A 26,782-nucleotide genomic window follows, 5' to 3' on the forward strand; every position below is an offset into this window, starting at 1 on the left:
ACCCCACCCGATGATCACCACACCCGGCCGCTACCACCACCGACACACCGAGCGAAACACCAGGTTCCACAACACCCTCTCAGGGTTCCCCTCACTCCCCGCTACCCAAGGCACCCGCTCCCCGATACGAAGCCAAAACACGCACGGAGAGGCTGGTCAAGGCATCTTCCCAGCCTTGACCAGCCTCTCCGCGCGTAGTCACGCTCAGGCTTCGGGGTGCCCGACCGCAACCTTCTCTTCCGGCCGAAGGCCGATCAACGAATATCATCCCGAGAAACAGACCGATACTTAACCAGCCATTTCCCGTCGACCCGAACCAACTGATCCTCACACAACGTACTGCAGTGAATCCGAGGCTCCCCACCCTTGCGAGTGGCAATAATCAACGCATAACACCGAGTCGACAACTCATCCTCAGAAGCCCCAGGGGAGACAGTCAACATCCCCAGCCAATGCCGCCGCAACTCGTGCACCTCAGCCAACTGCCGATGCGTAGCCGCCGAAGCCGCGGCGATCGCCGCCCGCCCCTTCACCGGCTCCGGCGCGGCATTAGCCGCAAAAACCCCATCCTCAGTAAAGGTCTCCGCCCACTCATCAGTAAGAGCCTGGTCAAGCAACTGCATCTGCCACGCGTAATACTGCTGGATCTCCTGATACAACTCGCCCGACACAGTCATGCCAGCTCCTCCGATCGAGAACCCTGAATATCGTCATGAGTCACCACACGACTCAAGACCTGCCACCCATCAACCCCACGCACCAACGTGTCCCGGCAAAAGGTGCTGCGCCACAACCGAGCCTCACCGCCAGCCGGAATCTCGGCGACCATCGCGTACAACTGAGTCCGTACCCGATCGGCCCCGTCCTCGCTGACCACCAGCATTCCGGTCCAATGCCGATGCTGAACGCCGCGTGAATCGACGTCAGCGGCCAGCTTCCGGGCCACCTTCAAAATCAGCTCCCGCCCCGAAGCCGGAGCCGGATTGGCGTTGTTCGCGATAGTGGCGTCCGAAGTGAACGTCCGCGCCCACGGTTCCACGTCGCCGTCGTCCATCAGCTGCATCTGCTTGGCGTAGAAAGCCTGCACCTCTTGGTACAGCTGCACTCCCACGGTTGTCGCCACCGTGTCCTCCTCGTCGGCCGCGTGTTGTCCGACAGTCGCGCGTCCGGCTCAAAGTCCCCTCGTGGACCACTCGCGCGGGACGGCCGACTGCCCGTCGAGCCGTTTTGGACCGGCCCGCTAGAGGCTGTGGCGAAGCAGTGCCGCAGGGAAGGGCGGGAATCGAGTGCGCGAGATCGAAGCGGACGTATGCGTGTCCGGTGGCGGGCCGGCGGGCCTGGTGCTGGCGCTGCTGCTCGCCCGGTCCGGAGTGGACGTCGTCGTCGCGGAGCGCAGCGCGTCGCTGGATCGCGAGTACCGCGGCGAGATCATTCAGCCCGGTGCGTTGCGCGCGCTCGACCAGCTCGGTGTCCTTGACGGCATCGGCGGCTACCCGATGCGTCATTTCCAGCTGATGCAAGGGGATCGCACGCTGCTGGACATCGACTACGCGACGCTTCCCGCGCCCTACGACCATTTGCTCAGCCTGCCGCAGCGGCTCCTGCTGGAGCGTCTGCTCGACGAATGCAAGGCGACGCCCGGCTTCCGTCTCCTCAGCGGCTGCTCGACCCGGGCGTTGCTGGAGGAGAACGGCGCGGTGACCGGGATCCGCTGCGGCTCCGGCGACGGCGAGACGCAGGTGCGCGCTCGCTGGGTGGTGGCCGCGGACGGCCGGTATTCGAAAACCCGTTCGCTGGCCGGGATCGGTTACGACAAGTTCGAGAAGTTCGAGCACGACGTCGTGTGGTTCAAGCTGATCGCCCCGGACCGGCGCACTGGCGCGGTTCGCATCCATCGCACCGCCACCGATCCGGTACTGGTGCACGATTCCTATCCGGACCGCGTCCAGATCGGCTGGACGCTGGCGAAGGGCAGCTACAAAACGGTGGCCGCCAAGGGAATCGAGTACGTCCGGGAGCAGCTGATCGCCGCTGTCCCGCAGCACGCGGACCTGATCCGCGACCAGGTGACCGCGCTGTCCGAACTGTCGCCGCTGGACGTGTTTTCCGGCCGCGCACAGGAATGGGTCCGGCCGGGGCTCGTGCTCATCGGCGACGCCGCGCACACGCACAGCCCGATCGGCGCGCAGGGCATCAACCTGGCCATCGCGGACGCCGTCGCGCTGCACCCGGAACTCGTCGCCGCCATCACCGCGGGCGACAACCAGCCGACCGCGCTCGCCGGCTTCGAGGCCGAGCGACGGGCGGCGGTGGACACCGTGTTCACGCTCCAGTCGAGGCAGAACAAGGGAATGCTGTCCTCCGGCCGGATCGTGGACGCCGTTCGGCCGGTGGTCGCGAAGCTGCTGCCGCGCACCCCGATCTTCCGCAAGATCCTCAATCTCGTCGCGTTCGGAGCTCGCCCGCGCGACGTGCGCGCGGACCTGTTCCGTGCGCCGAGCAACCCAGGAGGGACACGATGACCGAACAGAGCCGGGGCGTAGCGCTGGTCACCGGCGGCACCAGCGGGATCGGGCTCGCGGTGACCCGCTCGCTGGCGCGGCAGGGCTACCAGGTGTATTTCTGCGCCCGCACCCAGGGATCCGTCGACGAGACGGTGCGGGACCTGCGTGCCGAGGGACTGGACGTGGACGGCAGCACCTGCGACGTCCGGGAGAAGGACGACATCCAGACCCTCGTCGCGGCCGCGGTGGACCGTTACGGCCCGATCGACGTCCTGGTCAACAACGCCGGCCGCAGCGGCGGCGGGCAGACCGCGGAAATCCCGGACGAGCTGTGGTTCGACGTGATCAACACGAACCTCAACAGCGTGTTCCTGATGACCCGCGAGGTGCTGACCAAGGGCGGGATGCTGGCCAAGGACAAGGGCCGCGTCATCAACATCGCCTCCACCGCGGGCAAACAGGGTGTGGTGCTCGGCGCGCCGTACTCGGCTTCGAAGCACGGCGTCGTCGGGTTCACCAAGGCGCTCGGGTTCGAGCTGGGCAAAACCGGCGTCACGGTCAACGCGGTGTGTCCCGGTTACGTGGAAACCCCGATGGCGCAAGCGATCCGCGGCCGTTACGCGGAGGCTTGGGGAACCACCGAGGAAGCCGTGCTGGAGAAGTTCACCGCGAAGATCCCGCTCGGCCGGTACTCCACTCCGGAGGAGGTGGCGGGCCTCGTCGGCTACCTCGTCACCGACACCGCGGCGTCCATGACCGGGCAGGCGATCAACGTCTGCGGCGGGCTTGGCAACTACTGAGAGGACCGAGCACGTGGCTGCACCACTGCGGATCTACGAGACCGAACACAAGATCGACGTCGCCGCGCCCGCCTCGGCCGTTTACGCGCTGCTCGCCGACGTGACCCGCTGGCCGGTCTACTTCGGACCGACGGTCTGCGCGCGCCAGCTCGAACGCGACGGCACCAGCGAGCGAATCCGGTTGTGGGCCACCGCGAACGACGAGCCCAAGACCTGGACCTCGCGCCGCGACTTCGACGAGGACGGCCTGCGCATCGACTTCCGCCAGGAGGTTTCGCAGCATCCGGTCGCGTCGATGACCGGGGCGTGGAACATCCAGCCCGGCGGCCCGGACTCGTGCACCGTCATCCTGGAACACGCGTTCACCGCGGTGCGCGACCTGCCGGAGAACGTCGAGTGGGTGAGCAAGGCGGTCGACCGCAACAGCGAGCACGAGCTGGAGAACCTTCGCGGCATCGCGGAAGGCCTTGCCGAGACTGAAGAACTCACCACCGTTTTCGCCGACAGCGTCGAGATCAACGCGGACGCGGCGGCGGTGTATGAGTTTCTCTACCGGTCGGACCTCTGGCCGGAGCGGCTGCCGCAAGTCCAGCGGCTCGACCTCACCGAGGAGACCCCTGGGTTGCAGGTGATGGAGATGGACACCAAGACCGCGACCGGAGCCGTGCACACCACGAAATCGGTTCGCGTGTGCTTCGACGACGAGCACGCCATCGCGTACAAGCAGCAGGTGCTGCCCGCGCTGATGACCGTCCACAACGGACTCTGGACGATCGTGCCTCAGCCTGGCGGTGGCCTGCGTGCGACGTCTGAGCACACCGTGGTGATCAAGCGCGACGCGGTGGAGCAGATTCTCGGCGAGGGCAAGACTGTCGAGGACGCGAAGGCGTTCGTGCGCAATGCGTTGGGCACCAACAGCACCGCGACGCTGAACCTCGCCAAGGCCTGGGCGGAGGCACGCACCGATGGCTGACGGTGTCCTCCCGGTCGCTTCGCTGAATGACACCCCGCTCCTGCCGGACGCGCTGCGCATCCTCGCGGAGAACAGCCCGAACCAGGTCGCGGTACGGCTTGGCGAGACGGCCCTGACGTTCGTCCAACTCGACCGCGCCGCGTCCGGATTCGCTGCCGCACTGGCGGATCGGATCGGTACCGCCGGTTCGGTCGTCGCGATGTCCTCGGTGCTGCACCCGGAATTCGCGATCGCTTACTACGGCACCTTGCGCAGCGGAAACGTCGTGCTGCCGTTGAGCCCGCTGCTGCGGGAAGGCGATCTCGGCCGAGTGCTGACCGAGTCTGCGGCCGCGGCCGCAGTGCTGAACGACTCGATGACCGCCGCGGTCGCTCGTGCTTCAGCGACTCCGGAACACCTGCTGTGCTTCGGAAATCCGGAGCGCGCCAACTCGGTCGCCGCGCTGGCAGCTGGCCCGGTCGGCGCGGCGGTGGCACTGGAGCCGGACGCCGTCGCGTGCATCCACTTCACCAGCGGCACCACCGGACAGTCGAAGGGCGTGCGGCTCACCCACCGCAACATCGCGGTCAACGCGGTGCAGGTCGCCGAGGCGCATGGGGTGACCGGGACGTCGGTGACGTTCAACCACCTGCCGAGCTACCACCCGATGCACCTGAACTCCGCGCTGATCGCCGGAGCCACCCAGGTGCTCTGCCTGGTGCCGGACCCGGTCGCCACGATCGCTCTCGCGGCCGGGGTGACGCACTACTACTCGATGCCGTTCCGCCTGGCCCGGCTCGCCACCGACGCGCGGCTGGCGGGCCTGAAGCTGCCCGGTTGCGAGGTCATCCTGTCCGGCGGTTCGGCGCTGTCCCCAGTGCACGCGGAGACTCTCCGTGCGCAGTTCGGCATCCCGGTCGTGCAGGGTTACGGCCTCGCCGAAACCGCGCCGCTGGTGCTGTCCGACGGCCCGGCGGCACCACGTCCGGGTTCAGTCGGCCAGGTCGTGCGCGACACCGAGGTGCGCGTTGTCGATCTGACGACTCGGCAGCCACTCCCGGCCGGCGAACGCGGCGAGGTCGAGGTGCGCGGTCCGCAGGTGATGCGCGGCTACCTCGGCCGCCCGGACGGCGACGGCATCGGCGCGGACGGCTGGCTGCCGACCGGCGACGTCGGCTGCCTCGACGAGGACGGGTACCTGTTCCTGGTCGATCGCCTCAAGGACGTCTTCAAACGCGACAACTGGCTGATCTCGCCCACCGAAATCGAGGCCGAGCTGCTGCGGCACCCCGGCGTGGCCGACTGCGCGGTGGTCGACCAGCCTGACGAGTTCGCCGGCGCGGTGGCGGCCGCGCTGATCGTCCCGGCGGGCGACGAGTGGGTGCCGCGCGCGGGCGAGATCGCCGCGGAGATCAACGCCGCCCAGCCGTATTACAAACACGTCGAACACGTCGAGCTGACCAGGGCGATCCCGCGTTCGCCCAACGGCAAGCTCGTCCGCCGCGAGCTGCGCGAGGCGCTGTCCTCCGTGCGCGGCGCCCAGAATCCCGGAACCGCACTGCTAGGAGCCGATACCGTGGTCACGTTCATCAGCAAGTTCACCGTCAAGGGCGAGCCGGAAGAGTTCGAGAAGGTCTTCACCGAGCACGCGCAGTACATGGCCGAGCAGCCCGGGTTCGTCGCCTACCAGATGGTGCGGTCGCTGCGCGATCCCAAGGTGTATCTGAACATCGGCCAGTGGGTCGACGCGAACGCGCACAAGGCCGTCGTGACCAGCCCGGAGTTCCAGGCGCACGTGAAGAAGTTCGTCGAACTGGTGGACGTCGAAGCGGACCTGTACTCGACGGTCTCCGAGGCCTCGGCGTGAGCGATCTCGGTCTGGCCGGCCGCAGCGTCCTGGTGGTCGGTGCCACCAAGGGGCTGGGGCTGGCCATCGCCCGCAAGTTCTGCGCGAGCGGCGCGCACGTGCTGCTCGACTACGCCCACGACGACGAAGCCGCCAAAGCCGCGCTCGCGAGCCTCGAGGGCCTGCCCGGTTCGGCTTCCCTGATCCGCGCCGATCCGTCCACTGAGGACGGTGCGGCCCAGCTGGTCGCTGCCGTTTCGGCGGCCGGTCGTGGCTTGGACATCTTGGTGCACAACGCCGCGTCGTGGCATCCGATGCCTGCTGCCGGTGCTTCGGTCGCCGACCTGCACACCGATGTGGCCGCCGCGCTGGATCCGTTGCTGCGCTTGGTTCCCGCGCTTCTCGAACACCTTGCGCCGGGGAGTCGAGTGCTCGCCGTTTCCAGCTCTGGCGCGCAGCGGGTCATCCCGCGTTACGTCGCGCTGGGCGTCGCGAAGGCCGCGCTCGAATCCTTGGTGCGCTACCTGGCGGTCGAGCTGGCTCCGCGTGGCATCACAGTCAACGCCGTCACGACCGCGAAGCTGGACAAGGGCGAAGAGACCACACAGCCGGAAATGATGCAGGTGCTGGCGGCACGCACCCCGGCCGGTCGGCTGAGCACGCCCGCCGACGTCGCCGATGTGGTCGCGCTGCTGGGCGCGCCGGAAGCGAGCTGGATCCACGGACAGGTGATCACCGCCGACGGCGGGCTCGGCCTGCGGTCTTGAGTTAAGGAGAACTCCGTTGCAGCTGATTGACTTGTCCTCCCCGATCGACCCGGAGGGATGGGAGCCCGAGCCGCTGTCGCTGGTCACCATGTCCGCCCAGGACGGGGCCAAGCACCTGGTGTCGGAAATGCGCGAGCACTTCGGCATGGAGCTCGACCCGGAGGTGTTGCGCGACGCCGAATTCCTCACCAACGACACGGTGTCGCTGACCACGCACACCGGCACGCACATCGACGCGCCCGCCCACTACGGCGACGCCACGTCGTACGGCTCGGCTCCGCGCACGATCGACCAGATGCCGGTGGACTGGTTCCACCGCCCCGCCGTGGTCCTGGACTTCACCGGCCGCGCGCCGGGGGTCATCACGGCCGACGACGTGCGCGCCGAACTGTCCAGAGTGGACTATCAGCCGAAGGAGCTGGACATCGTCCTGCTCCACACCGGGGCCGACCAGCACGCCGGAACGCCGAAGTACTTCACCGAGTTCGTCGGCTTGGACCAGTCCGGGCTGGATCTGTTGCTGGACTTCGGGGTCCGGGTGATCGGCACGGACGCGTTCAGCCTCGACGCGCCGTTCACGCACATCATCGAGACCTACCAGCGGACCGGTGACAAGTCGGTGCTGTGGCCGGCGCACATGCGCGGACGCGACCGGGAGTACTGCCAGATCGAACGGCTGGCGAATCTCGCCGAACTGCCGCGGGCGCACGGTTTCACGCTTTCGTGCTTCCCGGTGAAGCTGGCTGGCGCCGGGGCCGGATGGGCTCGCGCGGTCGCTATCGTCGAGTAGCTTTTGGTCCGTGAAGGGCTCCTTGAGGGAATCAGATTCTCTCAAGGAGCCCTTCACTGCCTTCTAGCCAGCCCAGTCTGGTGTCTCCAGCAGCTCGATTACCGCACTGCTCCACGAGAATCCCGCGCCCACGCCCATCAGCAGACAGGTCTGTCCCGGCTTCAGTCCGCCGGTCGCCACCAGATGCTCCAGGCTGACGATGTGGTCGCCCGCCCCGAGATGGCCGATCTTGCTGTCGAAGTCCCATGTCGTGCGCTCCAGCGGAACGTCCATGTGCCGCAGGTAGTTCGACACCAGCCGCCGCCTCCCGAAGTGCGGCAGCACCAGGCGGTCCACATCGGACAGTTCCAGCTCGGCGTCGCTCAGCGCGCGCTTCAATGCCTCCCGCTGGCCGTCGAGAATGGCGGCGAGCGTCTGTGACATTCCGGCTTCGGCGACGTATGATCGTTTGTGGGCGTCCAGATCGACCAGCTGCCGAGTACACATCTCGACCTCACCGAACGCTGCCCCCGCGCGGTGCATGCCCTCCAGCTCCGGCCCGCCGACCACCGCCAGGCTGCGCAACCGCGCGAACCCGCCCGTGGTGGACAGCACCATCGCGGTCCCGCCGTCGGCATACGCCGTCCCCGGATCGCTGTGCCAGCGGTCGAAATCGGGTCCGTCAAAGCGATCCGCCGCGGTGATCAGCGCCGCCTGCCGCGCCGGGTCCGCTAGGAGGTAGCTGGCCGCGAGGTCGAGCGCCGCCATCCCGCCGTTGGAAACCTGCCGCACCTCGATCGCCGGACAGGTCCCGCCGACCGCCGCTCGCTGCACGTACGCGGCCGGCGACCACAGGTCGTACCCTTGATGGAACAACGTCGCGTGCAGCAACACCGCGATGTCGCCGCGCGCCACCCCCGACCGCGCGAGGGCGACCCGCGCGGCGCGTGCTGCCATCTCCGGCGGCGCGATCCCTTCGGGGGCGACGAGGACGGATTCCATCTCGCTTTTGCGCGCCGTCTCGGCCGAGCATTGCCCGCTCCGCACCGCTTCGGCGGTCGTCGTCGCCGATGGCAGCCAGCTCCCGAGCCCGGCGAGGTACAGCCCGTCGAATCTCATGGTCGCCACCCTTCCGGCGGACTCTCGACGGCCTGTGGGAACGGACTCGACCTGGAAGTCCAGCAGGGGTCGAGCAGCCGTCGACCGCCGTGCCCGACGATCCGGTTCCGGACGAAAGGGGTTCGTTTGATGACCGAGGTCGCATTGCTGTTCCCAGGCCAGGGCTCGCAGCACGTCCGCATGGCGGCTGGCCTCTACGGTCACGACGAGGTCTTTACTTTCGCGGTAGACGAGGTTTTCGCCGCTCTTGGCCCCGACGGATCCGCCATCCGCGCCGACTGGCTGACCGATTCGCCCGCTGTTCCGCTGGACCACGTCACCCGCTCGCAAATCCTGCTGTTCACCGTCGGCCATGCCTTGGGCCGGATGGTGCTTTCCTGGGGCGTGCAGCCAGCTGCCCTGCTAGGCCACAGCGTCGGCGAGGTCGCCGCGGCGACCCTGGCCGGTGTCTTCGAAGTCCCGGCCGCCGCGGAGCTGATGTGGCATCGGGTGCAGGAACTGGCTTCTGCGCCCGCGGGCGGAATGCTGGCCGTCGCTGCGACGATCGACGACGTCGCCGGAGTCCTGACCGACGAGGTAGTCATCGGTGCCATCAACGCTCCCCGGCAGCTGATCCTCTCCGCTCCGGAGGCGCCGTTGGCGGAGGCCGCGGCGAAGTTGCGTGCTGACGGACGCACCTGCCTCCGCGTCCCCGCGACTTCTGCCTTCCACAGTCCTGCTCTGGCTGAGGCGGCCGCGCGATGCCTCCCGTCGGTGGCTGCTGCGCAACCGTCGCCGCCGAAGATCCCGATGGTGTCGGGCTACACCGGCCGCCGCCTGACCGACACCGAGGCGACGGATCCTTCTTACTGGGCGTCCCACCCTGTCGAACCGGTGCGGTTCTGGCCCGCTTTGGGCACGTTGCTCGGGCCGGACTCGCCACTGCCGGTCGCCGATCGGCGGGTTTTGGTGGAGACGGGGCCCTCGCAACTGCTGGCGAAGGCCGCCCGCATCCACCCGAGAGTGCGGGCGGGGGAGGCTTCGGTGTTGGCGATGCTGCCTGCCCGGGCTGGTGGCCCGGATGCGGATCGCGCTGCGGTGGAGGCTTGCCAGGAGGCGTTGGGCGCGGCTGGGTGAGTGGTGCTGCGGGCGTCGTTTCGGGTTCGGCCTGGGTGCGGATCGTGCTGCGGTGATGACTTGCCGGGAGGCTCTGGTCGCGGTGGGGTGAGTGGTGCTGTGGGCGTCGTTTCGGGTTCGGCCTTGGGGCGGATCGTGCTGCGGTGGAGGTTTGCCGGGAGGCGTTGGGCGGGTGCTGCAGAGGTCGCTTCGGGCTCGGCCTTGGGAGCGGATCTCGCTGCGGTGATGACTTGCCAGGAGGCTCTGGTCGCGGCTGGGTGAGTCGTGTGGCGCTGCGCGTGTTCGCGGTGGTCGAGCTTGGCGGGCGGACCCGGATCGCGTTGTGGTGATGGCCTGTTGGCTGGCGTTGGCCGCGATTGGGTGAGCAGCCCGGTGCCGCAGGCGTCGGTTCCGGCCTGGGCGCGGATCTTCCTGCGGTGGCGGCTTGCCAGGTGGGGTTGGGCACCGCGGGTGTTGGCGGTTGTCGAGCTTGGCGGACGGCCGCCAATCACGCGGTGATGCCTTGCCAGGAAGCATGGCCGCGGCTGACTCGAGCGGCACCCTATGCCGTGGTGATCCGAGGCAGAAAGCACCGGCCGCCGTACCGGTGCCATGGCAGTCGATATCCCGGCGGCACCCTCTCGGCAAGTGAGCCCACCATCCGCGCATCTTCGAGGCGACCGGCGTGATCCACCCGGCCCCTCGCGACAGCCGTGTCACTCACCTGGGTGGTGCGGAGCGGGGTCGTCCGCGCCTGTTCTGGCTGAGTTGGGATCGACGTAGCGGGTCGTTCACTGTGCGGTGTTGTGCTGTCGAAAGGCTGCGGCCTCCTTCGGGCGCAGCGGTTTCCGACGCACGAGGCGGTGGTGACGCGAATGTGGCTGGTCGAATGTCCGTCGTTCTGGGACCAGGGATTGATCCGCCCGCTCGTCACCGAGCACGGCAAAGTCGTGCTGATGTGCGATTCCTGCACCGCGGTCTGGCGAACCCCGTCCGGCATTGAGGATTTCGACCACGTCGAGCCGGAAGCGCCCGAGTGGTCCATTGGCTCGGACACGCACGTTCGTCCCGGGACGACTCGCTGGGCCGAACTCGCCGACGTCACCTCCGCTGGCTGGGGCGACCTTCGGTGGCGCGAACTTCCCTGAACCGCCCGCTGTAGCAGGGCGACTGGTTGAAGCGGCGGCTCGAAACCAATTGCGGACTCCGCGCTGTCTCGCTGCGCCTTGATGTCCGGCTCGAGCCAGTCGCGTAGCCCGGTCCGTGCGCTTCTCAACTGCCCCTCGCCGTCGTCGGTAGTCAGTGTTACTATCTACCGGTACTCAGCATCACTGACTAGCTGAAGGGCGTTCGATGGGCAAGCAGGCGACGGAGATGCTCAAGGGGACCTTGGAGGGCATCGTCCTCGCGATTCTTGCCGGGCGGCCCGCCTACGGGTACGAGATCACCTCCTGGCTGCGCGAGCGGGGGTTCACCGATCTCGCCGAGGGCACCGTTTACGCGTTGCTCGTGCGGATCGAGCAGCGCGGGCTCGTCGACGTCGAGAAAGTGCCGTCCGAGAAAGGGCCGCCGCGGAAGGTTTATTCGTTGAACGCCCCGGGGAGGGCGAGTCTCGACGAGTTCTGGCGGAACTGGCGGTTTCTCTCGGACCGGCTCGAACAGCTGCGCAAGGAGGGAATCGATCATGGGGAATGAATCAAAAAGCAGGTATCTGCATTATCTGGAAGTGGTCACCGGACCGCTGGAGGACAAGAAGCGGTACCGGCGGTACAAGGCGCGCGTCGAGGAACTGCCGCCGGATTACCGGGCGGCGATCAAGGCGTTGCACCGGTATCTGCAGTACTTCGGGCCGGGGACGGCGGAGAGTCACCTGCGGATGCTGGACGATCTCATCGACCTGTTCGAGCAGAGTGCGGCGAACGGGACGAGCGTCCGAGGGATTGTCGGTGACGAGCCGGTCGAATTCGCGGAGGAGTTTCTCCGGAGTTATCCCGAGGGGAACTGGATTTCCCGGGAGCGGACGAAGCTGACCGAATCGATCGATCGCGCGGTCGGGGGTGCGCTGTGATGGCGCCGGCGATTCGGGTGCGGGGGCTGCAAAAGTCGTACGGGAAGCTGGAGGTGCTGCGGGGGGTCGATTTCGACGTGGAGCGGGGCAGTATTTTCGCGCTTCTCGGGTCGAACGGAGCGGGCAAGACCACGGTCGTGCGGATTTTGTCCACGCTGCTCAAGGCCGACGCGGGGGAAGCGGAGGTCAACGGGTTCGCGGTCGCCACGCAGGGGGCGGACGTGCGCGAGTCGATCAGCCTCACCGGGCAGTTCGCGGCGGTCGACGAAATCCTTACCGGGCGCGAGAATCTGGTGCTGGTCGCCAAGTTGCGGCATCTCAAGAACCCGGGCGAGATCGCGGACGGGCTGCTGGAGCGGTTCGCGTTGACTGAGGCCGGTGCGCGGAAGGTGTCGACGTATTCTGGGGGTATGCGTCGCCGTCTCGACATCGCGATGAGCCTGATCGGCGACCCGCAGGTCATTTTCCTCGACGAGCCGACGACCGGGCTCGATCCGCAGGCGCGCAACGACGTCTGGAAGGCGGTGGAGGAACTCGCCGAACAGGGGGCGACGGTGCTGCTCACCACCCAGTATCTGGACGAGGCCGAACATCTCGCCGACCGGATCGCGATCCTGCACGAGGGGCGGGTGCTCGTGAACGGCACGCTCGCCGAGCTCAAGCAGCTTCTTCCGCCGGCCAAGGTCGAGTACGTCGAGAAGCAGCCGACGCTGGAAGACGTCTTCTTTTCCCTCGTCGGCACCGGAAACAAAGGGGAAGGGCGATGAGCAACCACTTCGTCAGCGACAGTTCGGTCCTGTTAGGACGGTCGCTGCGGCACATCACCCGCAGCCTCGACACGATCATCACCACGACGGTCACGCCGATCATCATGCTGCTGCTCTTCACCTACGTCTTCGGCGGCGCGATCAACTCCGGCTCCGAGTCGTACGTGACCTACCTGCTGCCCGGGATCCTCCTGATCACCATCGCGTCCGGGATCGCCTACACCGCGTTCCGGCTCTTCCTGGACCTGAAGGGCGGCATCTTCGAGCGCTTCCAGTCGATGCCGATCGCACGCTCGGCGGTGCTGTGGGCACACGTGCTCACGTCGGTGATCGCGAACCTGATCTCGGTCGCCGTCGTGGTGCTCGTCGCGTTCGCGATGGGTTTCCGCACCAGCGCGGGACCGCTGGCGTGGCTCGCGGTGCTCGGCATCGTTGTTCTGTTCACCCTGGCGCTGACCTGGATCGCGGTGATCCCCGGCCTCACCGCGAAATCCGCGGACGGCGCGAGCGCGTTCTCCTACCCGCTCATCTTCCTGCCGTTCGTCAGCTCGGCCTTCGTGCCCACCAGCACGATGCCCGGCCCGGTGCGCGCGTTTGCCGAACACCAGCCGGTGACGTCGATCGTCAACACCATCCGGGACCTGTTCGCGGAGCGTCCGGTCGGAAGCGGTATCTGGACCGCGCTCGCGTGGTGCGTCGGGATTCTGGTGGTGGCGTACTTCTTCGCGAATGTGATTTACCGGCGCAAGATTTCCTGATTCACCCCAGCGGTCGCGGTCGCGGCTAGTTCGGTGGGGGCGTTGGTCGGCCACGCGGTGGTGCGGCGGATCGTGAGGGCAGGCTTGTTCGTTGACTTGATCTGTTGCCGCGAGTTTCTTGGCTCATCGCGATTGCCCGCAGTCGTGGGTGGTGCCTGATCGCCGGGCTGGTTTGATGTGCGGTGTTGCGGTTGGTCGGGCACGGCGCAGGTGGCCGGTTGGTAGCGGCGCTCAGGTGGCGGGGCGGCGCTGTGGTGACGGCGTACTTGCTCGCCGACGTTCAGTTATCGGTGGAAGGTCTCCTGATTCACCCCAGCCTCGCGGTGACGGTCTGCTGCGACCGGTTCGGTGTGCGTGTTCAGCGATGTTGTTGTGGTCGAGCACCACGCGAGCGTCCAGTAGGTAGCGGCGCTCGCGTGGTGTGCCAGAACCCTGGCGGCGGCCGGTTATCCCAGCGCCCACAGCCGTGCGTAGTGGCCCTCCGCCGCGACCAGTTCCGTGTGCGTGCCCTGTTCGACGATGCGGCCGTGGTCGAGCACCACGATCCGGTCCGCCTTCGCGGCGGTTGCCAGGCGGTGGGCGACCACGAAGGTGGTGCGACGGCGGGCGAGGTGTTCGGTGGCGCGCAGCACGGTGGCTTCGGTGGCTGGGTCCAGGGCCGCGGTGGCTTCGTCCAGCAGGAGAACGTCCGGGTCGACCAACTCGGCTCGGGCCAGCGCGACGAGTTGCCGCTGCCCAGCGGACAGCGAACGGCCGCGTTCGCCCACTGGTTGCCGGAAGCCGGCGGGCAGCGCGGCCACGCCGTCCAAAGCGCCGACCGAGCGTACGGCGGCTTCGACCTCCGCGTCGGTGGCTTCGGGGCGGCCGTATCGCACGTTGTCCGCGACGGTGCCGGAGAACAGATGCGCCTCCTGCGGCACCACGCCCATCCGGGCGCGCAGCGCGGGCAGGTCGTACTCGCGTACGTCGACCCCGTCGATCAACACCGCGCCGCCGGTCGCGTCGTAGTAGCGCGCGACGAGCTTCACCGCGGTGGACTTGCCCGCACCGGTCGCGCCGACCAGCGCGACGGTTTCGCCTGCCGCGACGTCGAGCGTCAGGTTCTCCAACGCGGGCTTTTCCGTGCCGGTGTAAGCGAAATCGACGTCCTTGAACCGCACCTCGCCGGCCAGGTGCGCGGGCAGTTCGACCGGCTTCTCGGCAGCGGGCACCGACGTCGGCGTGCGCAGCAGATCGCCGATGCGGCTCAGCCCGACGCGCGCCTGCTGGTAGCCGTCGAAGACCGACGACAGTTGCTGGATCGGCGAGAAGAACTGCTGCAGGTACAACAGGAATCCCAGCAGCACACCGGCTTCGAGCGTGCCGCCCGCGACGCGGTGTGCGCCGACGACCAGCACCGTGGTGGTCGCCAGATCCGACAGCAGCGAGACAAGCGGGAAGTACGTCGCGATGTACCGCTGCGCGCGCAGCCGCGACCGCCGGTAATCGTCACTGCGAGACGCGAACACGGCCGCCGAACGCTCTTCGCGCGTGTACGCCTGAGCAACGCGCAGACCGCTAACGTTCTCCTGCATGTCCGCGTTGACGACGCTCACCTTCTCGCGCGCCTCGGTGTACGCACGCGAAGCGACCCGACGGAACACGAACGTCGCTACGAGCAGGATCGGCAGCATGGCCAGCGCGTATACGGCCAGCGCGGCATCGGTGACCAGCAGCGCGACCGTGATGCCCACCAACGTCAGCGCGCTGACGACCGCGGTGGCCAGGCCGGTCTGCAGGAACGTGGACAACGCGTCGACGTCTGTGGTCATCCGGGTCATGATCTTCCCGGACAGTTCGCGCTCGTAATAGTCCAGCCCGAGCCGTTGCAGGTGTGCGTAACTGCGCACACGCAGCGAGTACAGCACCGTCTCGCCGACGCGCGCGGTGAGCCGCGTCTGCCAGCGCACCACGAACCAGTCGGCTGCCACGACGAGCACGCCGATCCCGGCCAGCAGCCACACCACGCTCGCCACGCCCGGCAACACGCCGTGGTCGACCCCGCGCTGATACAGCGCGGGCAGCGCGAGCGAGGCCAGCGCGTCGGCCGCGACCAGGCCGACCACCCCGGCGAGCGGCCACCGCACCGGACGCAGGATCCGGGACAGCCGGAAGCCGGGGTCCGGGGCTGTGACGTCCACATCGGACAGTCGCGGCCGGTCGGTCGCCGGCGGCAACCGGCGGACGCCTTCCAGCAGTTCCGGGGTCGGCGGCACGTCCGCGCCGCCGCTGCCGGCGAACCCGCTTCCGCCGCCTGGCGTCCCGCCGCGGGACTGCGCGGCCTCGGCGAGAGCGTCGACCTCGTCGCGTTCGTCGTGCGGCCACAGCACCGCGGTGGTGCCGTCCGCACCGGGCTCGAGGTTGTCGCAGCGGTGCGGTTTCTCGACGTCGTCGCCCGGCCCCGCGACCAGTTCGCGGAACAGGGCGCACCGCGCCAGCAGCTCCTCTTCGGTGCCGACGTCGACCACTCGGCCCTGATCCAGCACCGCGATCCGGTCAGCCAGTTGCAGGGTGGAGCGCCGGTGCGCGATCAGCAGCGTGGTGCGCTCGGCGGTGACCGCGCGCAGCGTGTCGTGGATCGCGGCTTCGGTGACGGTGTCGATCGCCGAGGTGGCGTCGTCCAGGATCAGCACGCGCGGGTCGGTGAGCAGCGCACGGGCGAGCCCGAGGCGTTGCCGCTGCCCGCCGGACAGCGTGAGCCCGCGCTCGCCGACCTCTGTGGCGTACCCCTCCGGCAGCGCGCGGATGAACTCGTCCGCCTCCGCCGCGCGGGCGGCCGCGAAGACCTCCTCGTCGCTCGCGTCCGGGCGGCCGTAAGCGATGTTGTCGCGCACCGACGTGGAGAACAGGAACGCTTCCTCGAAGACCACGCCGATCGCCTGCCGCAGGTCTTTCAGCGGCACGTCGCGCACGTCCAGCCCGCCGACCCGCACCGAACCCGAGTGCACGTCGTAAAACCGGGGCAGCAGCATGGAAATCGTGGACTTGCCCGACCCCGCCGTGCCCACCAGCGCGAGCGTTTCGCCGGGGCGCGCTTCCAGCGTGAGCCCGTCGAGCACCGGATCGCTGCGGGTGTAGCCGAACTTCACGTCGTCCAGTTCCACGCCCAGCGTGCCGGGCGGCAACGGCCGCGCGTCGGGGCTGTCGGCGACCTCCGGCTGCGCGTCGATCAGCTCGTACACCCGCTCCGCGCCAGCGCGCGTGAGCTGCGCCTGCACGACCAGGCCGGACAGGAACCGCGCCGGGCCGATCAACGCCGCGAGGTAGGTGGCGAACGCCAAGAACGTGCCCAGGCTGATCTGCCCGTTCAACGCCAGCATGCCGCCGATCGCCAGCACCGCGACCTGACCCGCGGCAGGCAGTGCCGACGTGGTCGCTGTCGGCAACGCGGACAGCTTCGCCGCGCGCAACCGTTCCGCGAAAAGCTTTCGCGCCGTGCGCTCCAGCCGGGCGACCTCGCGCGCCTCCTGCCCGAAACCCTTCACCACGCGCACGCCGGTGACGGTTTCCTCGACGTGCTGCGCGACATCCGCCGCGCGCTGCTGCGCCGACCAGGTCGCCGGGAACAACCGCCGCCTGCTCAGCGCCACGACGATCCCGACCGCGGGCGCGACCACCAGCGCGATGAGCGTCAACAGCGGCGACATCCACAGCATCGCGCCCAGCGCCAGCACCGCGAAAATCACCGACCCCGCCGACAACGGAACCTGCATCAGCAATCCGGTGACCAGCTGCAAATCCGAAATCGCGCGCGAGACGACCTGCCCGGTGCGCAACGCGTCCTGCTTCCCGCCGTCCAGCCGCGACACCGCGCCGAACACCCGGTTCCGCAGATCGTGCTGCACGTCCAGCGCCAGCCGCCCGCCGACATACCGGCGCAGGAACGCCGAGCCGAACGCGACGACCTGCAACGCCACCAGCCCCACCGCGAGCCCGGTCAGCTGCGACGTGTGCCCGGCCACCGCGTCGTCCACCGCCGACCGCACCAGCAACGGACTCGCCGCCTGCACGCCGACGCTCAAGACCGCCGCCGTCATCGCGAGCACGACGACGCCGCGATGCTCCCAGCAGGCAGCGGACAACCGGCGCACCCAGCCGATCGGTCGGGGCGCCGTCTCAGCGATCGGACGGTCTTGACGCGCGGGCGTCGCAGTGGTGGTCACATCACAAGGTTAGGGAGCGGCACCGACAATTTATTCCCCAGCGAGCCTCCGCCCCGGACCAAACGGGCAGAAACGGCGCGGTCGCGAGCCGCGTCAGGGCAGAGGTGACGAACGGCACGCCAGCGGGTTCCCGAGGACCCTGGCAGCCGCGTGGAGCAGGGAAACCCTGGTCCCGCAGCCAAAGGTGAACGGTTGAACGTTCACCTGGTCACGGGTCGCCGCCCCGGCGAAATCCACCCCCGGACGCGCGCTCCCGCCCAATGTTCTTTAAGCTAGTACTCGGCGACCCGCTCCCAGTGACCCCCAGGCTGGTTGAGCGGGTCGCCCCTTCTTCCCTTCCTGTGCTCGCGCGTGGCCGCGCTTCGCCCGGGAAGGGGCGTCGTATTGCCCGGGGGCCGAGCCCCCGGACCCCCACGGTGCCTCCGGCGGCGGTTGGGTGGTGGGTCTTGTTGGTACAAAAAAGAGTTGGGGCGTAAGAAAAGCGGCGAGGCTGGTGGCCTCGCCGCTTTTTGTGGTTGGGGGGTTACGCCAGGGCGGTTTCTACTGGGGTGTGGGGGAGGTCGTGGGCGGTGGCTACTGGGGCGTTGGTCAGAGCGCCGGAGTGGGTGTTCAGGCCCAGGGCCAGGGACGGGTCGGCGGAGAGGGCGGCTTTCCAGCCCTTGTCCGCCAGCTGTACCGCGTAGGGGAGGGTCACGTTGGTGAGGCCGTAGGTGCTCGTGCGCGGGACTGCGCCGGGCATGTTGGCTACGCAGTAGAAGACCGAGTTGTGGACCGTGTAGGTCGGGTCGTCGTGGGTGGTCGGGCGCGAGTCGGCGAAGCAGCCGCCCTGGTCGATGGCGATGTCCACGAGGACGCTGCCCGGCTTCATGCGGGAGACCAGGTCGTTGGAGACCAGCTTCGGGGCCTTCGCGCCGGGGACCAGGACCGCGCCGATGACCATGTCTGCCTCAAGGACCGACTGCTCCACGGAGAGGCGGTTCGAGGTGACGGTGCGGATGCGGCCGCCGAAGTCGTTGTCGATCTGGCGGAGGCGGTCCACGTTCGTGTCCAGGATCTCGACGTCGGAGCCCAGACCCAGCGCGACGCGAGCGGCGTTGAGGCCGGCCACGCCGCCGCCGATGACGACCACGCGGGCCGGGTGCACGCCGGGGATGCCGCCGGGCAGGACTCCGCGGCCGCCGCTCGGCTTCATCAGGGCGTAGGCGCCGACCTGCGGGGCCAGCCGACCCGCGACCTCGGACATCGGGGCCAGCAGCGGCAGCGCGCCGTTCGGCTTCTGCACCGTCTCGTAGGCGATCGCGGTGGTGCCCGCGGCCAGCAGCGCGTCGGTCAGCGGACGGTCCGCGGCGATGTGCAGGTAGGTGAACAGCACCAGGTCCTTGCGCAGGCGCGGGTACTCCTCGGCGATCGGCTCCTTCACCTTCAGCACGAGTTCGCCCTCGGACCACGTCTCTTCCGCCGTGGCGAGCACCTTCGCGCCCGCGGCGACGTACTCCTCGTCCGTGATGGACGACCCGGTCCCGGCACCCGTCTCGACGAAGACGTCGTGCCCGCGACCGACCAGCTCGTGCACGCCGGCCGGGGTCAACGCGACCCGGTACTCGTGCTTCTTGATCTCACGGGGAACGGCGATGCGCACTGTCTTGCCTCCTGGCGGCGGGTTCTGGCGAAGGTGTTGCCACTCACGGTGATCTACCCGGACAGCGGTGTCATCATCCCGTCGCCACAGTCTTGCGCGGGGTGAGTAGTGCTGTCAGGACAACGCACTTGACCTCGACCGCACTTGAGGTAGTTGGCTGGCGCATGGCGGAGACTCGAGGAAGGGCGTACATGCGAGCGGTGTGGCTGCGGGAGTTCGGCGGTCCGGCGGTGCTGGAGGCGGGGGACGCCCCCGATCCGGCCCCCGGACCGGGGCAGGTGCTGATCGAGGTGGCGTTCGCCAACGTCACCTTCGTGGAAACGCAGTTCCGGGCGACCGGCACCGGGCCGTTCGCGGGCGCGCTGCCGATGGTGCCCGGCAACGGCGTCGGGGGTGTGATCAGCCGCGCCGGGGAGGGCGTGGACCCGGCGCTGGTCGGGAAACGCGTGGTGACGTCGACCGGCGGCAGCGGCGGTTACGCCCAGCGCGTGGTCGTGGACGCGGCGTTGGTGTTCCCGGTCCCGCACGCGCTGAGTCTTGATGCGGCTGTCGCGTTGCTGGCCGACGGCCGTACGGCGACCGGGCTGGTGCACGCGACGGCGGTGGCACCAGGGGAACGGGTGCTGGTCGAGGCTGCCGCGGGAGGGGTCGGCAGCCTCTTGGTACAGCTGGCGAAGGCCGCGGGCGCGGAGGTCGTGGCGGCTGCGGGCGGAGCGGAAAAGCTTGCCCGGGCGCGGGAATTGGGCGCGGATCTGGCGGTCGATTACACGGATCCGCAGTGGACCGCGGAGGTCGGGGAGGTGGACGTGGTGTTCGACGGCGTGGGAGGTGCGGTCGGTACGGCGGCGTTCTCTTTGGTGCGGCCAGGCGGGCGGATGGCGATTTACGGTCTGTCAAGCGGTTCGTGGGCGGAAGTGTCCGAAGAGGACGCTGCCGCGCGCGGTGTGAAGCTGGTGCGGTCGATCGGCGACGTGGCGGCGATGCGCGGTTATACCGAATCGGCGTTGGCGGCGGCTGCGGCCGGACAGCTCACTCCGGTGATCGGGCAGCGGTTTCCGCTGGAACGCGCGGCTGACGCGCACGCGGCGATTGAGTCTCGGGGGACGATTGGGAAGACGTTGTTGATCGCGTGAAAGACTTCGACGTCGACAGTTTCCTCACGCAGCCGCTGACCGCACGGGTCGCCACTGCGGGTCCGACCGTCCGGCCCACCTGGTATCTCTGGGAGGACGGGGCGTTCTGGATCCTCAGCGGCCCCTGGTCGCGGCTGCCCGACCGGGTGCGCGCGGAGCCGCGGATCGCGGTGACAGTGGACGTCTGCGATCTCGCGACGGGCTTGGTGCGTCAGGTGATCGCGCGCGGACCGGCCGAGATCGAGCCGTTCGACGTGCCCCGGGGGCGGCGGAAACTGGTGCGGTATCTGGGCCCGGACGAGTCCGCGTGGGATCCGCGGTTTCGCGCGTATCTGCTGGACGATCCGGCCGAGCGCGGCACGGTGTGGATCCGGATGCGGCCAAAATCGTTGCGGGACAACGATCTCAGCTACGCGGTCAGCTCCAGCGGAGTGCGATCAGCTGGGTGAGCAGGGCGAGCCGGACGTCGGGGTCGTCCAGGTTCAGCGGGACCAGTTCCAGCAGCCGTTTCATTCGGTACCGCAACGTGTTCGGGTGAATTCGCAGTCGTTCCGCGGCGGCGCGGGGGTCGCCGGGGTGTCGTAGCCATTCGTAGAGAGTGTCGACGTACCCGGCGTTGCTCGTCTCGTCGTGCGCGCGCAGCACGCCGAGCGGGCCGAGTTCCGATACCTGCGCCGCCGCTGCTCCGGCGGCGGCGCGGTGCAGGACCAGCGCGGTCCACGCTTCGTCGTACGCCACGACGCGGCCCTCGACCAGTCCTGCCCGCAGCAGGCCCAGCGCTTCGTCCGCTTGGGCGCGCGACGCCGCCAGCGCAGTCGGATCGCCGGGGGCACCCGCTGCCGCGCGTGGCAGTCCGCCTCGGCGGGAGGCGGGTTGGGCGAGCAGCGCGTCCCGCAGTTCCGGCCAGCCGCCCTCGCCGGTGCGGTCCGGCACCACGACGTACAGCAACCCGCCCAGTTCGGCCGCGACCGGGCGGCGTCCGAAACCCTGCGAGATCCGTTCCAGCAAAGCCAGCAACAGCCCTTCGGCGTCCCGGCTGTCGCCGCCGCTGACGTCCACGACGACGACTCGGTGCGGCTCGTCGGACAGATCCAGTTCGGCGACCACCCGGCGCGGCGGGACCTGCCCTTCCAAGACCGCGCGCAGCAATTCGGCGGAAGCGCGGCGCTGGGCGTCGGTGTGCGCGCGCCGTCGCAGCAGATGCAGCGCGACCACCGGGGCCGCGTCCGCGAAAGCCGCCGCGCGTTCTTCGGAAACCGGGCCGGGGACGACGGCCCACATCGAACCCAGCAGTTCGCCGCCCATCCGGATGGGCACGATCAGCCGCGGCAGGGTGCCGTCGCGCTGGGCTGGGACGAAGATCGTCTGCCTGCCCCGGGAAAGCTCGCGGAACACGCCTCGCGAGCGGAACCGGGCCAGCACGTCGTCCGGGATGCGGCGGCCCATGATCGTCGCGACGCGCGCCGGGTCGGTGAGGTCCTGGCGCGCGGAGTAGGCGAGGACGCGCGAGTTGGTGTCCTCGATCGTCACCGACGCGTCGACCACCGCGGCCACGGCGTCGGCGAGCCGGAAGAGATCGCCGGAACCCGGGTCGCCGCCTTCTTCGAGCGCTTCGGATTCGTCGGCGAGCGCGTCCAGAACTGTGCGCAACAGCCAGACCAGCTGAGCCCAGGACGTCGCCGCGTGGACCTGGATCAACGCGATCCCAGCCGACTTCGCCGCGCGCCGCACCGACTGTTTCGCGGCCAACGGCGGTTTGAGCAGCACCGCCGCCGCACCCCGGCCGGCGCTCACCCGGACGAGCGCCGCGGCATCGGCTGACTCGATGGTGGCGACGCCGAGCACCAGGTCACCCGCGGCGATGGCGGACTCCGCGCCCGGCTCGGCGATCACCACGTCGCCGACCGCGGGACAGCCTTCGGGCACGAGAAGCGCGTGGAGCAGCGTGGGACCGACCCGGTCCACGACGCTGCGCACCGAAACCACAGCTACCTCCAGCGCTTCTGACGTTCTTGCTGGAACGGTAGAAGACTGCACCGGTTTCGCCACCCGCGGCACCAGATTAGGGAGATAGGGACAGCGCGGAGGACCGGATGGGCATCCAAGGCGCGCCCAAAATCCTCGTCGCGGTGACCGACCTGCCGCGCACCTACCGCGAATTGCCCGCCAAAGGAGTGGATTCCCCGGAGAAGCAGCCGCGGGGCTGGTGGGCGATGTTCACCGACTCGGAAGGGAACCGGTTCGCCCCGCAGGAACGCGAGTGAACACTTTCGGCCACGGCTTGAAGTAAGACACCAGCGTCGCCCCCAACAACAGCGTCAGCCCGACGCTCATCGCCCCGGTTCCCGCCACCGCGCTCGCCCCGACGGTCTCGCCCCGAGACGCCTGCTCGCCGTGTGCGACGAAAGACGGGACTACCAGCAGGTTTCCGCCGCCGAACAGGATCAGCGTCGCCAGCAGTTTCCACAGCACCCAGTGGTAGCGCACCAGCTTCCACTTCGTGCCGAGCCCGAGCACGACACCGGTCGCCAGCGCGAGCAGGCTGGCCGGGAAATAGAGCGCGCCGGCGAGAATCCCGGCGATGACGTTCGCGCTGCGCGTGGTCACCGGATCGAAGCCGGCGATCGCGAGGACGCTGCAGATCAGCACCGCGAGTTCGGCCCCGATCCAGCCGACCGACGTGACGACGTGGCCGAACAGGAACCACTTCCGGGTCGTCGGGCGCATTCTCCAGTCCATGCGCTTGAGGGTGCGTTGTACGACACCGTCGCGTCGTCCGTCAGCGCTCGGCACTTGTTCCTACGTCCGGGTGCGTAGGACTCTCATCTCGTGAGAGCGGTTGGGCGTTTCGTCCGGCCTGGTTAGCGTCGGCGCCCAGCCGACCCGTCCCACGACCGCTAGGAGCGAGCAGATGCCGGAAGACACCACGAGCTGGTCCTTCGAGACCAAGCAGATCCACGCGGGGGCGGCGCCCGACCCGGCCACCGGCGCTCGTGCCACGCCGATCTACCAGACCACCTCGTACGTCTTCCGCGACACTCAGCACGGGGCCGATCTCTTCAGCCTCGCCGAGCCCGGCCACATCTACACGCGGATCAACAACCCGACCCAGGACGTGCTGGAGCAGCGCGTCGCCACCCTCGAAGGCGGCGTCGCCGGTCTCGCGTTCGCCTCCGGGTCGGCGGCGGTCACCGCGGCGATCCTGAACCTGGCCAACGCGGGCGACCATTTCGTCACCAGCCCGTCGTTGTACGGCGGCACCTACAACCTCTTCCACTACACGCTGCCGAAGCTCGGCATCGAGGTCACCTTCATCGAGGACCAGGACGACGCGGAGCAGTGGCGGGCCGCGGTCCGGCCGAATACCAAGCTGTTCTTCGCCGAGACGCTGGCCAACCCGAGCAGCGCCGTGCTCGACATCCGCAAAGTCGCCGACGTCGCCCACGAAGTCGGTGTCCCGCTGGTCGTGGACAACACGGTGCCGACGCCGTACCTGGTCCGCCCGATCGAGCACGGTGCGGACATCGTCGTGCACTCGGCGACGAAGTACCTCGGCGGCCACGGCACGACGGTCGCCGGCGTGCTGGTCGACGGCGGCACGTTCGACTTCGGCAAGGACCCGGGCCGTTTCCCGGGCTTCAACGAGCCCGACCCGAGCTACCACGGTCTCAAGTACTGGGAGGCGCTCGGCCCGGGTGCGTTCGCGGCCAAGGCGCGCGTGCAGATCCTGCGCGACACCGGCGCGGCGATCGCCCCGCTGAACAGCTTCCTCATCCTGCAGGGCATCGAGACGCTGTCGCTGCGCGTGGAGCGGCACTCGACCAACGCGCAGGCTCTCGCGGAATGGCTCGAAGAACGCGACGAGGTCGAGAAGGTGTACTACGCCGGACTGCCGTCGAGCCCGTACCACGCGGCGGCGCAGAAGTACCTGCCGCGCGGCGTCGGCGCGGTGCTGTCGTTCGAGCTGCGCGGCGGCGTCGAGGCGGGCCGGAAGTTCGTAAACGGCACTGAATTGCACAGTCAGCTGGTGAACCTCGGCGACGTGCGCAGCCTGATCGTGCACCCGGCGTCGACCACGCACAGCCAGCTCGGCCCCGAGGAGCAGGTCGCCGCCGGCGTCACGCCGGGCCTCGTGCGGCTCGCTGTCGGACTGGAAGGAATCGAAGACCTGAAGGCCGACCTCGAGGCAGGCTTCCGAGCCGCCAAGGCGGCGCTGTGACCGATCCCGGCGCGAGTCTTCCGCCCGTCACCGGCGCGTGGCGGGCGGGGGACCCACCCGGCAGACGGCAATGGTTCACCGGTCCCGGCGCACTCGCGCTGGAGGCCGGTGCGACCCTGCCCAGCTACACCCTCGCGTACGAAACGTGGGGAACGCTCAACTCCGAGAGGTCCAACGCCGTCCTCGTCGAGCACGCTCTCACCGGCGACAGCCACGCCGCCGGACCCGCCGAACCCGGACATCCGAGTCCCGGATGGTGGGACGGACTGATCGGCCCTGGCAAGGCTTTCGACACCGGCGAGCTGTTTGTCGTGGCCCCTAACGTCCTCGGCGGCTGTCAGGGGTCGACCGGTCCGTCTTCTCTTGCCCCGGACGGCGAGGCGTGGGGCAGCCGGTTCCCGGCGCTGACCGTCCGAGACCAGGTCAACGCCGAAGCGGCGCTCGCGGACGCACTCGGTATCGAACGCTGGGCCGCCGTCGCGGGCGGTTCGATGGGCGGGATGCGGGCTCTCGAATGGGCCGTAAGTCAACCCGATCGTGTCGCCTCGGCGCTGGTCCTCGCTTCGACCGCCCGCGCGTCCGCCGAGCAAATCGCCTGGGCCGCACCACAACTGCACGCGATCCGCAGCGACCAGGCTTGGCACGGCGGTGACTACTACACCGCCGCCGAAGGCCCCTACCGCGGATTGGGTGTGGCCCGGCGGATCGCGCACGTCACCTACCGCTGCGAACCCGAACTGGAGACGCGTTTCGGGAATCGCCCGCAGCCGGACGAGGATCCGGTGGCCGGTGGACGGTTCGCGGTTGAGTCCTATCTGGACCATCACGCGGACAAGCTCGTCCACCGCTTCGACGCGGGTTCCTACGTGGTGCTCACCGAATCCATGAACACCCACGACGTCGGCCGTGACCGAGGCGGGGTCGCCGCCGCGCTAGGCCGGGTCACCGCACAGGTGGTGGTCGCCGCGGTGGACAGCGACCGGCTCTACCCGCCGTACCAATCGCACGAGATCGCGACGGCGGTCGGCGGCGAGGCCACGGTGCTGACGTCGCCGTACGGCCACGACTCGTTCCTCATCGAGACCGAGCAGATCGCCGCACTGGTCAAGACTCTGCTGGGCTGACCTCGCTCGCCGAACGTCCGTGAAGGGAACCCTGAGGGAATCAGATTCCCCCAGGGTTCCCCTCACGACCCGCTAGCTCGGCAAACTCAGCCGATCGCCGAGGTCAGCGGCGAGTAGTAGCCGCCCCGCTGCCCAGCGGCAGTCGGGTGGTACGACTCGTCCACCGGCCAGGTCAAACTGTGCAGGTAGTCGCTCGCCGACGAGCAGATGTTGTGCCCGACGAACGCCGACCGGACGTCCACGAACTTCCCGCCAGCCGCGGAAACCCGGGACGACAGCACCGACGCGAGCGTGTCCGCGCCGGAGTTGATCGCCGACCGCTTCGTGTCGCTCAATCCGACGTTGCACGATCCGGGCACGGTGTAGAACCGCGGATAGGACAGCACGACCAGCTGAGCCCCGGGAGCCTTGCTCTTGGCCGCCGAGTACACCTTGTCCAGCAACCCGGGCAGGGTGTTCTGCACGTACGTCTTGGCGGTGTTGACCCGGTCCACGCAGGTCTGGTCGCTTCCCAGCGTGCACGTCTTGATCACGTCGGTGAACCCGGCGTCGTTGCCGCCCACGGTGAGCGTGATCAAGGTGGCGTTGGACGGCATCGAGCTGATCTGGTTCAGCACGTCGCCGGTTTTCGCGCCCGAGCAGGCGAGGAAGGTGAAATTGGTGCCGGAGTGGGCGTTGGCCCACAACTGGCCGTACGAGTTGGCACTGCGTTTGCAGCCGCCGGAATCGCCGTAGCTCCCGGCGCCCACTCCGGAGGAGTAGGAGTCGCCGAGCGCGACGTAGTTTTGCGATGCAGCACTCGCGGCGGACGCGAACCCGAGCGAGGTGGCGAGAGCGACCCCCAGGGCCGCGCACATCCGAAGGATGCGTCGTGATGGTTGACGGGTGTTTGCAGCCATAGGTCACTCCTGTCGTGACAGCTTGACGCGGTAAAGCTTTACCAGGTGCAATCCCCACGAGACACCCCTGAAATCCGGGTGCCTCCACTTGGCCCAGGCAGGAAGTAGGACCGGAGGTTAG

At 68.7% G+C, this 26,782-nt stretch carries 25 protein-coding genes; 17 read left to right on the top strand and 8 right to left on the bottom strand.

Features of this window, described 5'->3' with window-relative positions:
• Positions 1-254: 254 nt before the first annotated feature.
• Positions 255-677 (bottom strand): nuclear transport factor 2 family protein, encoded by a 423-nt coding sequence (locus ACZ7SW_RS44470; protein WP_470236409.1) that lies wholly within the window; start codon positions 675-677, stop codon positions 255-257.
• Positions 674-1,111, bottom strand: a complete 438-nt coding sequence (locus ACZ7SW_RS44475; protein WP_470236410.1) for a nuclear transport factor 2 family protein — start codon at positions 1,109-1,111, stop codon at positions 674-676. Before ACZ7SW_RS44475 ends, ACZ7SW_RS44470 begins: the two co-directional genes overlap by 4 nt.
• Before the next feature lie 175 nt (positions 1,112-1,286).
• On the opposite strand from ACZ7SW_RS44475, the gene ACZ7SW_RS44480 reads away from it, so the two are divergent.
• Genes ACZ7SW_RS44480 through ACZ7SW_RS44505 form a run of 6 tightly spaced genes read left to right on the top strand, consistent with a single transcriptional unit; the run spans position 1,287 to position 7,659 of the window.
• Positions 1,287-2,522, top strand: a complete 1,236-nt coding sequence (locus ACZ7SW_RS44480) for an FAD-dependent monooxygenase (protein WP_470236411.1) — start codon at positions 1,287-1,289, stop codon at positions 2,520-2,522.
• Complete coding sequence (gene fabG, locus ACZ7SW_RS44485) at positions 2,519-3,304, top strand: 3-oxoacyl-ACP reductase FabG (protein WP_470236412.1); 786 nt, start codon at positions 2,519-2,521, stop codon at positions 3,302-3,304. The genes ACZ7SW_RS44480 and fabG overlap by 4 nt, the downstream gene beginning before the upstream one ends.
• Positions 3,305-3,317: 13 nt before the next feature.
• Positions 3,318-4,277, top strand: a complete 960-nt coding sequence (locus ACZ7SW_RS44490; RefSeq protein WP_470236413.1) for an aromatase/cyclase — start codon at positions 3,318-3,320, stop codon at positions 4,275-4,277.
• Complete coding sequence (locus tag ACZ7SW_RS44495; RefSeq protein ID WP_470236414.1) at positions 4,270-6,123, top strand: AMP-binding protein; 1,854 nt, start codon at positions 4,270-4,272, stop codon at positions 6,121-6,123. Before ACZ7SW_RS44490 ends, ACZ7SW_RS44495 begins: the two co-directional genes overlap by 8 nt.
• Entirely contained in the window at positions 6,120-6,869 is a 750-nt protein-coding gene (locus tag ACZ7SW_RS44500; RefSeq protein WP_470236415.1) for an SDR family oxidoreductase, read from the top strand. The genes ACZ7SW_RS44495 and ACZ7SW_RS44500 overlap by 4 nt, the downstream gene beginning before the upstream one ends.
• A 16-nt stretch (positions 6,870-6,885) precedes the next feature.
• Complete coding sequence (locus ACZ7SW_RS44505; protein ID WP_470236416.1) at positions 6,886-7,659, top strand: cyclase family protein; 774 nt, start codon at positions 6,886-6,888, stop codon at positions 7,657-7,659.
• 63 nt (positions 7,660-7,722) lie between these two features.
• Here the strand turns inward: ACZ7SW_RS44505 and ACZ7SW_RS44510 are convergent, their stop codons facing one another.
• On the bottom strand, positions 7,723-8,757 hold the full coding sequence (locus ACZ7SW_RS44510; protein WP_470236417.1) for a ketoacyl-ACP synthase III family protein: 1,035 nt from the start codon (positions 8,755-8,757) through the stop codon (positions 7,723-7,725).
• 129 nt (positions 8,758-8,886) lie between these two features.
• Between ACZ7SW_RS44510 and ACZ7SW_RS44515 the strand changes: the two genes are divergently transcribed.
• The 6 genes from ACZ7SW_RS44515 (at position 8,887) to ACZ7SW_RS44540 (ending at position 13,445) form a co-directional block, all read left to right on the top strand.
• Complete coding sequence (locus ACZ7SW_RS44515; RefSeq protein ID WP_470236418.1) at positions 8,887-9,873, top strand: acyltransferase domain-containing protein; 987 nt, start codon at positions 8,887-8,889, stop codon at positions 9,871-9,873.
• A gap of 854 nt (positions 9,874-10,727) precedes the next feature.
• Entirely contained in the window at positions 10,728-11,000 is a 273-nt protein-coding gene (locus tag ACZ7SW_RS44520; RefSeq protein ID WP_470236450.1) for a hypothetical protein, read from the top strand.
• A gap of 205 nt (positions 11,001-11,205) precedes the next feature.
• Positions 11,206-11,547 carry a PadR family transcriptional regulator gene (locus tag ACZ7SW_RS44525; protein ID WP_354747336.1) on the top strand — a complete coding sequence of 114 codons (342 nt, stop codon included), beginning with the start codon at positions 11,206-11,208 and terminating at the stop codon, positions 11,545-11,547.
• Positions 11,537-11,920 (top strand): DUF1048 domain-containing protein, encoded by a 384-nt coding sequence (locus ACZ7SW_RS44530; RefSeq protein WP_470236419.1) that lies wholly within the window; start codon positions 11,537-11,539, stop codon positions 11,918-11,920. The genes ACZ7SW_RS44525 and ACZ7SW_RS44530 overlap by 11 nt, the downstream gene beginning before the upstream one ends.
• A complete protein-coding gene (locus tag ACZ7SW_RS44535; protein ID WP_470236420.1) occupies positions 11,920-12,687 on the top strand; it encodes an ABC transporter ATP-binding protein in 768 nt (255 codons plus the stop codon). Before ACZ7SW_RS44530 ends, ACZ7SW_RS44535 begins: the two co-directional genes overlap by 1 nt.
• Positions 12,684-13,445, top strand: a complete 762-nt coding sequence (locus ACZ7SW_RS44540) for an ABC transporter permease (RefSeq protein ID WP_470236421.1) — start codon at positions 12,684-12,686, stop codon at positions 13,443-13,445. The genes ACZ7SW_RS44535 and ACZ7SW_RS44540 overlap by 4 nt, the downstream gene beginning before the upstream one ends.
• 446 nt (positions 13,446-13,891) lie before the next feature.
• On the opposite strand, the gene ACZ7SW_RS44545 is transcribed toward ACZ7SW_RS44540, so the two are convergent.
• Complete coding sequence (locus tag ACZ7SW_RS44545; RefSeq protein ID WP_470236451.1) at positions 13,892-17,608, bottom strand: ABC transporter ATP-binding protein; 3,717 nt, start codon at positions 17,606-17,608, stop codon at positions 13,892-13,894.
• A gap of 562 nt (positions 17,609-18,170) precedes the next feature.
• Complete coding sequence (gene ald / locus ACZ7SW_RS44550; RefSeq protein WP_470236422.1) at positions 18,171-19,286, bottom strand: alanine dehydrogenase; 1,116 nt, start codon at positions 19,284-19,286, stop codon at positions 18,171-18,173.
• Positions 19,287-19,477: 191 nt separating this feature from the next.
• On the opposite strand from ald, the gene ACZ7SW_RS44555 reads away from it, so the two are divergent.
• Together ACZ7SW_RS44555 and ACZ7SW_RS44560 are read left to right on the top strand one after the other, a co-directional pair.
• Entirely contained in the window at positions 19,478-20,419 is a 942-nt protein-coding gene (locus ACZ7SW_RS44555; protein ID WP_470236423.1) for a zinc-binding dehydrogenase, read from the top strand.
• Positions 20,416-20,868: a pyridoxamine 5'-phosphate oxidase family protein gene (locus ACZ7SW_RS44560; RefSeq protein ID WP_470236424.1), complete on the top strand. Its 453-nt coding sequence runs from the start codon at positions 20,416-20,418 to the stop codon at positions 20,866-20,868. Before ACZ7SW_RS44555 ends, ACZ7SW_RS44560 begins: the two co-directional genes overlap by 4 nt.
• On the opposite strand, the gene ACZ7SW_RS44565 is transcribed toward ACZ7SW_RS44560, so the two are convergent.
• A complete protein-coding gene (locus ACZ7SW_RS44565) occupies positions 20,837-22,405 on the bottom strand; it encodes a PucR family transcriptional regulator (protein WP_470236425.1) in 1,569 nt (522 codons plus the stop codon). The genes ACZ7SW_RS44560 and ACZ7SW_RS44565 overlap by 32 nt on opposite strands.
• Positions 22,406-22,512: 107 nt before the next feature.
• Here ACZ7SW_RS44565 and ACZ7SW_RS44570 point away from each other — a divergent pair, with 107 nt between their 5' ends.
• A complete protein-coding gene (locus ACZ7SW_RS44570; protein WP_470236426.1) occupies positions 22,513-22,683 on the top strand; it encodes a VOC family protein in 171 nt (56 codons plus the stop codon).
• Here the strand turns inward: ACZ7SW_RS44570 and ACZ7SW_RS44575 are convergent.
• On the bottom strand, positions 22,637-23,158 hold the full coding sequence (locus ACZ7SW_RS44575) for a hypothetical protein (RefSeq protein WP_470236427.1): 522 nt from the start codon (positions 23,156-23,158) through the stop codon (positions 22,637-22,639). The genes ACZ7SW_RS44570 and ACZ7SW_RS44575 overlap by 47 nt on opposite strands.
• A gap of 172 nt (positions 23,159-23,330) precedes the next feature.
• Here ACZ7SW_RS44575 and ACZ7SW_RS44580 point away from each other — a divergent pair, with 172 nt between their 5' ends.
• On the top strand, positions 23,331-24,638 hold the full coding sequence (locus tag ACZ7SW_RS44580) for a bifunctional o-acetylhomoserine/o-acetylserine sulfhydrylase (protein ID WP_470236428.1): 1,308 nt from the start codon (positions 23,331-23,333) through the stop codon (positions 24,636-24,638).
• A complete protein-coding gene (gene metX, locus ACZ7SW_RS44585) occupies positions 24,635-25,762 on the top strand; it encodes a homoserine O-acetyltransferase MetX (protein WP_470236429.1) in 1,128 nt (375 codons plus the stop codon). The genes ACZ7SW_RS44580 and metX overlap by 4 nt, the downstream gene beginning before the upstream one ends.
• Positions 25,763-25,848: 86 nt before the next feature.
• On the opposite strand, the gene ACZ7SW_RS44590 is transcribed toward metX, so the two are convergent.
• Positions 25,849-26,619 carry an SGNH/GDSL hydrolase family protein gene (locus ACZ7SW_RS44590; RefSeq protein ID WP_470236430.1) on the bottom strand — a complete coding sequence of 257 codons (771 nt, stop codon included), beginning with the start codon at positions 26,617-26,619 and terminating at the stop codon, positions 25,849-25,851.
• Positions 26,620-26,782: the final 163 nt, after the last annotated feature.

The organism is Amycolatopsis sp. NPDC114484 (genome assembly GCF_055633755.1).

Bases quoted from the DNA above. Each gene is read 5' to 3' on its own strand.
- ACZ7SW_RS44470 (WP_470236409.1), bottom strand. From the start codon at position 677: ATGACTGTGTCGGGCGAGTTGTATCAGGAGATCCAGCAGTATTACGCG.
- fabG (WP_470236412.1), top strand. From the start codon at position 2,519: ATGACCGAACAGAGCCGGGGCGTAGCGCTGGTCACCGGCGGCACCAGC.
- ACZ7SW_RS44495 (WP_470236414.1), top strand. From the start codon at position 4,270: ATGGCTGACGGTGTCCTCCCGGTCGCTTCGCTGAATGACACCCCGCTC.
- ACZ7SW_RS44510 (WP_470236417.1), bottom strand. From the start codon at position 8,757: ATGAGATTCGACGGGCTGTACCTCGCCGGGCTCGGGAGCTGGCTGCCA.
- ACZ7SW_RS44515 (WP_470236418.1), top strand. From the start codon at position 8,887: ATGACCGAGGTCGCATTGCTGTTCCCAGGCCAGGGCTCGCAGCACGTC.
- ACZ7SW_RS44520 (WP_470236450.1), top strand. From the start codon at position 10,728: ATGTGGCTGGTCGAATGTCCGTCGTTCTGGGACCAGGGATTGATCCGC.
- ACZ7SW_RS44525 (WP_354747336.1), top strand. From the start codon at position 11,206: ATGGGCAAGCAGGCGACGGAGATGCTCAAGGGGACCTTGGAGGGCATC.
- ACZ7SW_RS44530 (WP_470236419.1), top strand. From the start codon at position 11,537: ATGGGGAATGAATCAAAAAGCAGGTATCTGCATTATCTGGAAGTGGTC.
- ACZ7SW_RS44535 (WP_470236420.1), top strand. From the start codon at position 11,920: ATGGCGCCGGCGATTCGGGTGCGGGGGCTGCAAAAGTCGTACGGGAAG.
- ACZ7SW_RS44540 (WP_470236421.1), top strand. From the start codon at position 12,684: ATGAGCAACCACTTCGTCAGCGACAGTTCGGTCCTGTTAGGACGGTCG.
- ACZ7SW_RS44555 (WP_470236423.1), top strand. From the start codon at position 19,478: ATGCGAGCGGTGTGGCTGCGGGAGTTCGGCGGTCCGGCGGTGCTGGAG.
- ACZ7SW_RS44570 (WP_470236426.1), top strand. From the start codon at position 22,513: ATGGGCATCCAAGGCGCGCCCAAAATCCTCGTCGCGGTGACCGACCTG.
- ACZ7SW_RS44575 (WP_470236427.1), bottom strand. From the start codon at position 23,158: ATGGACTGGAGAATGCGCCCGACGACCCGGAAGTGGTTCCTGTTCGGC.
- ACZ7SW_RS44580 (WP_470236428.1), top strand. From the start codon at position 23,331: ATGCCGGAAGACACCACGAGCTGGTCCTTCGAGACCAAGCAGATCCAC.
- ACZ7SW_RS44590 (WP_470236430.1), bottom strand. From the start codon at position 26,619: ATGTGCGCGGCCCTGGGGGTCGCTCTCGCCACCTCGCTCGGGTTCGCG.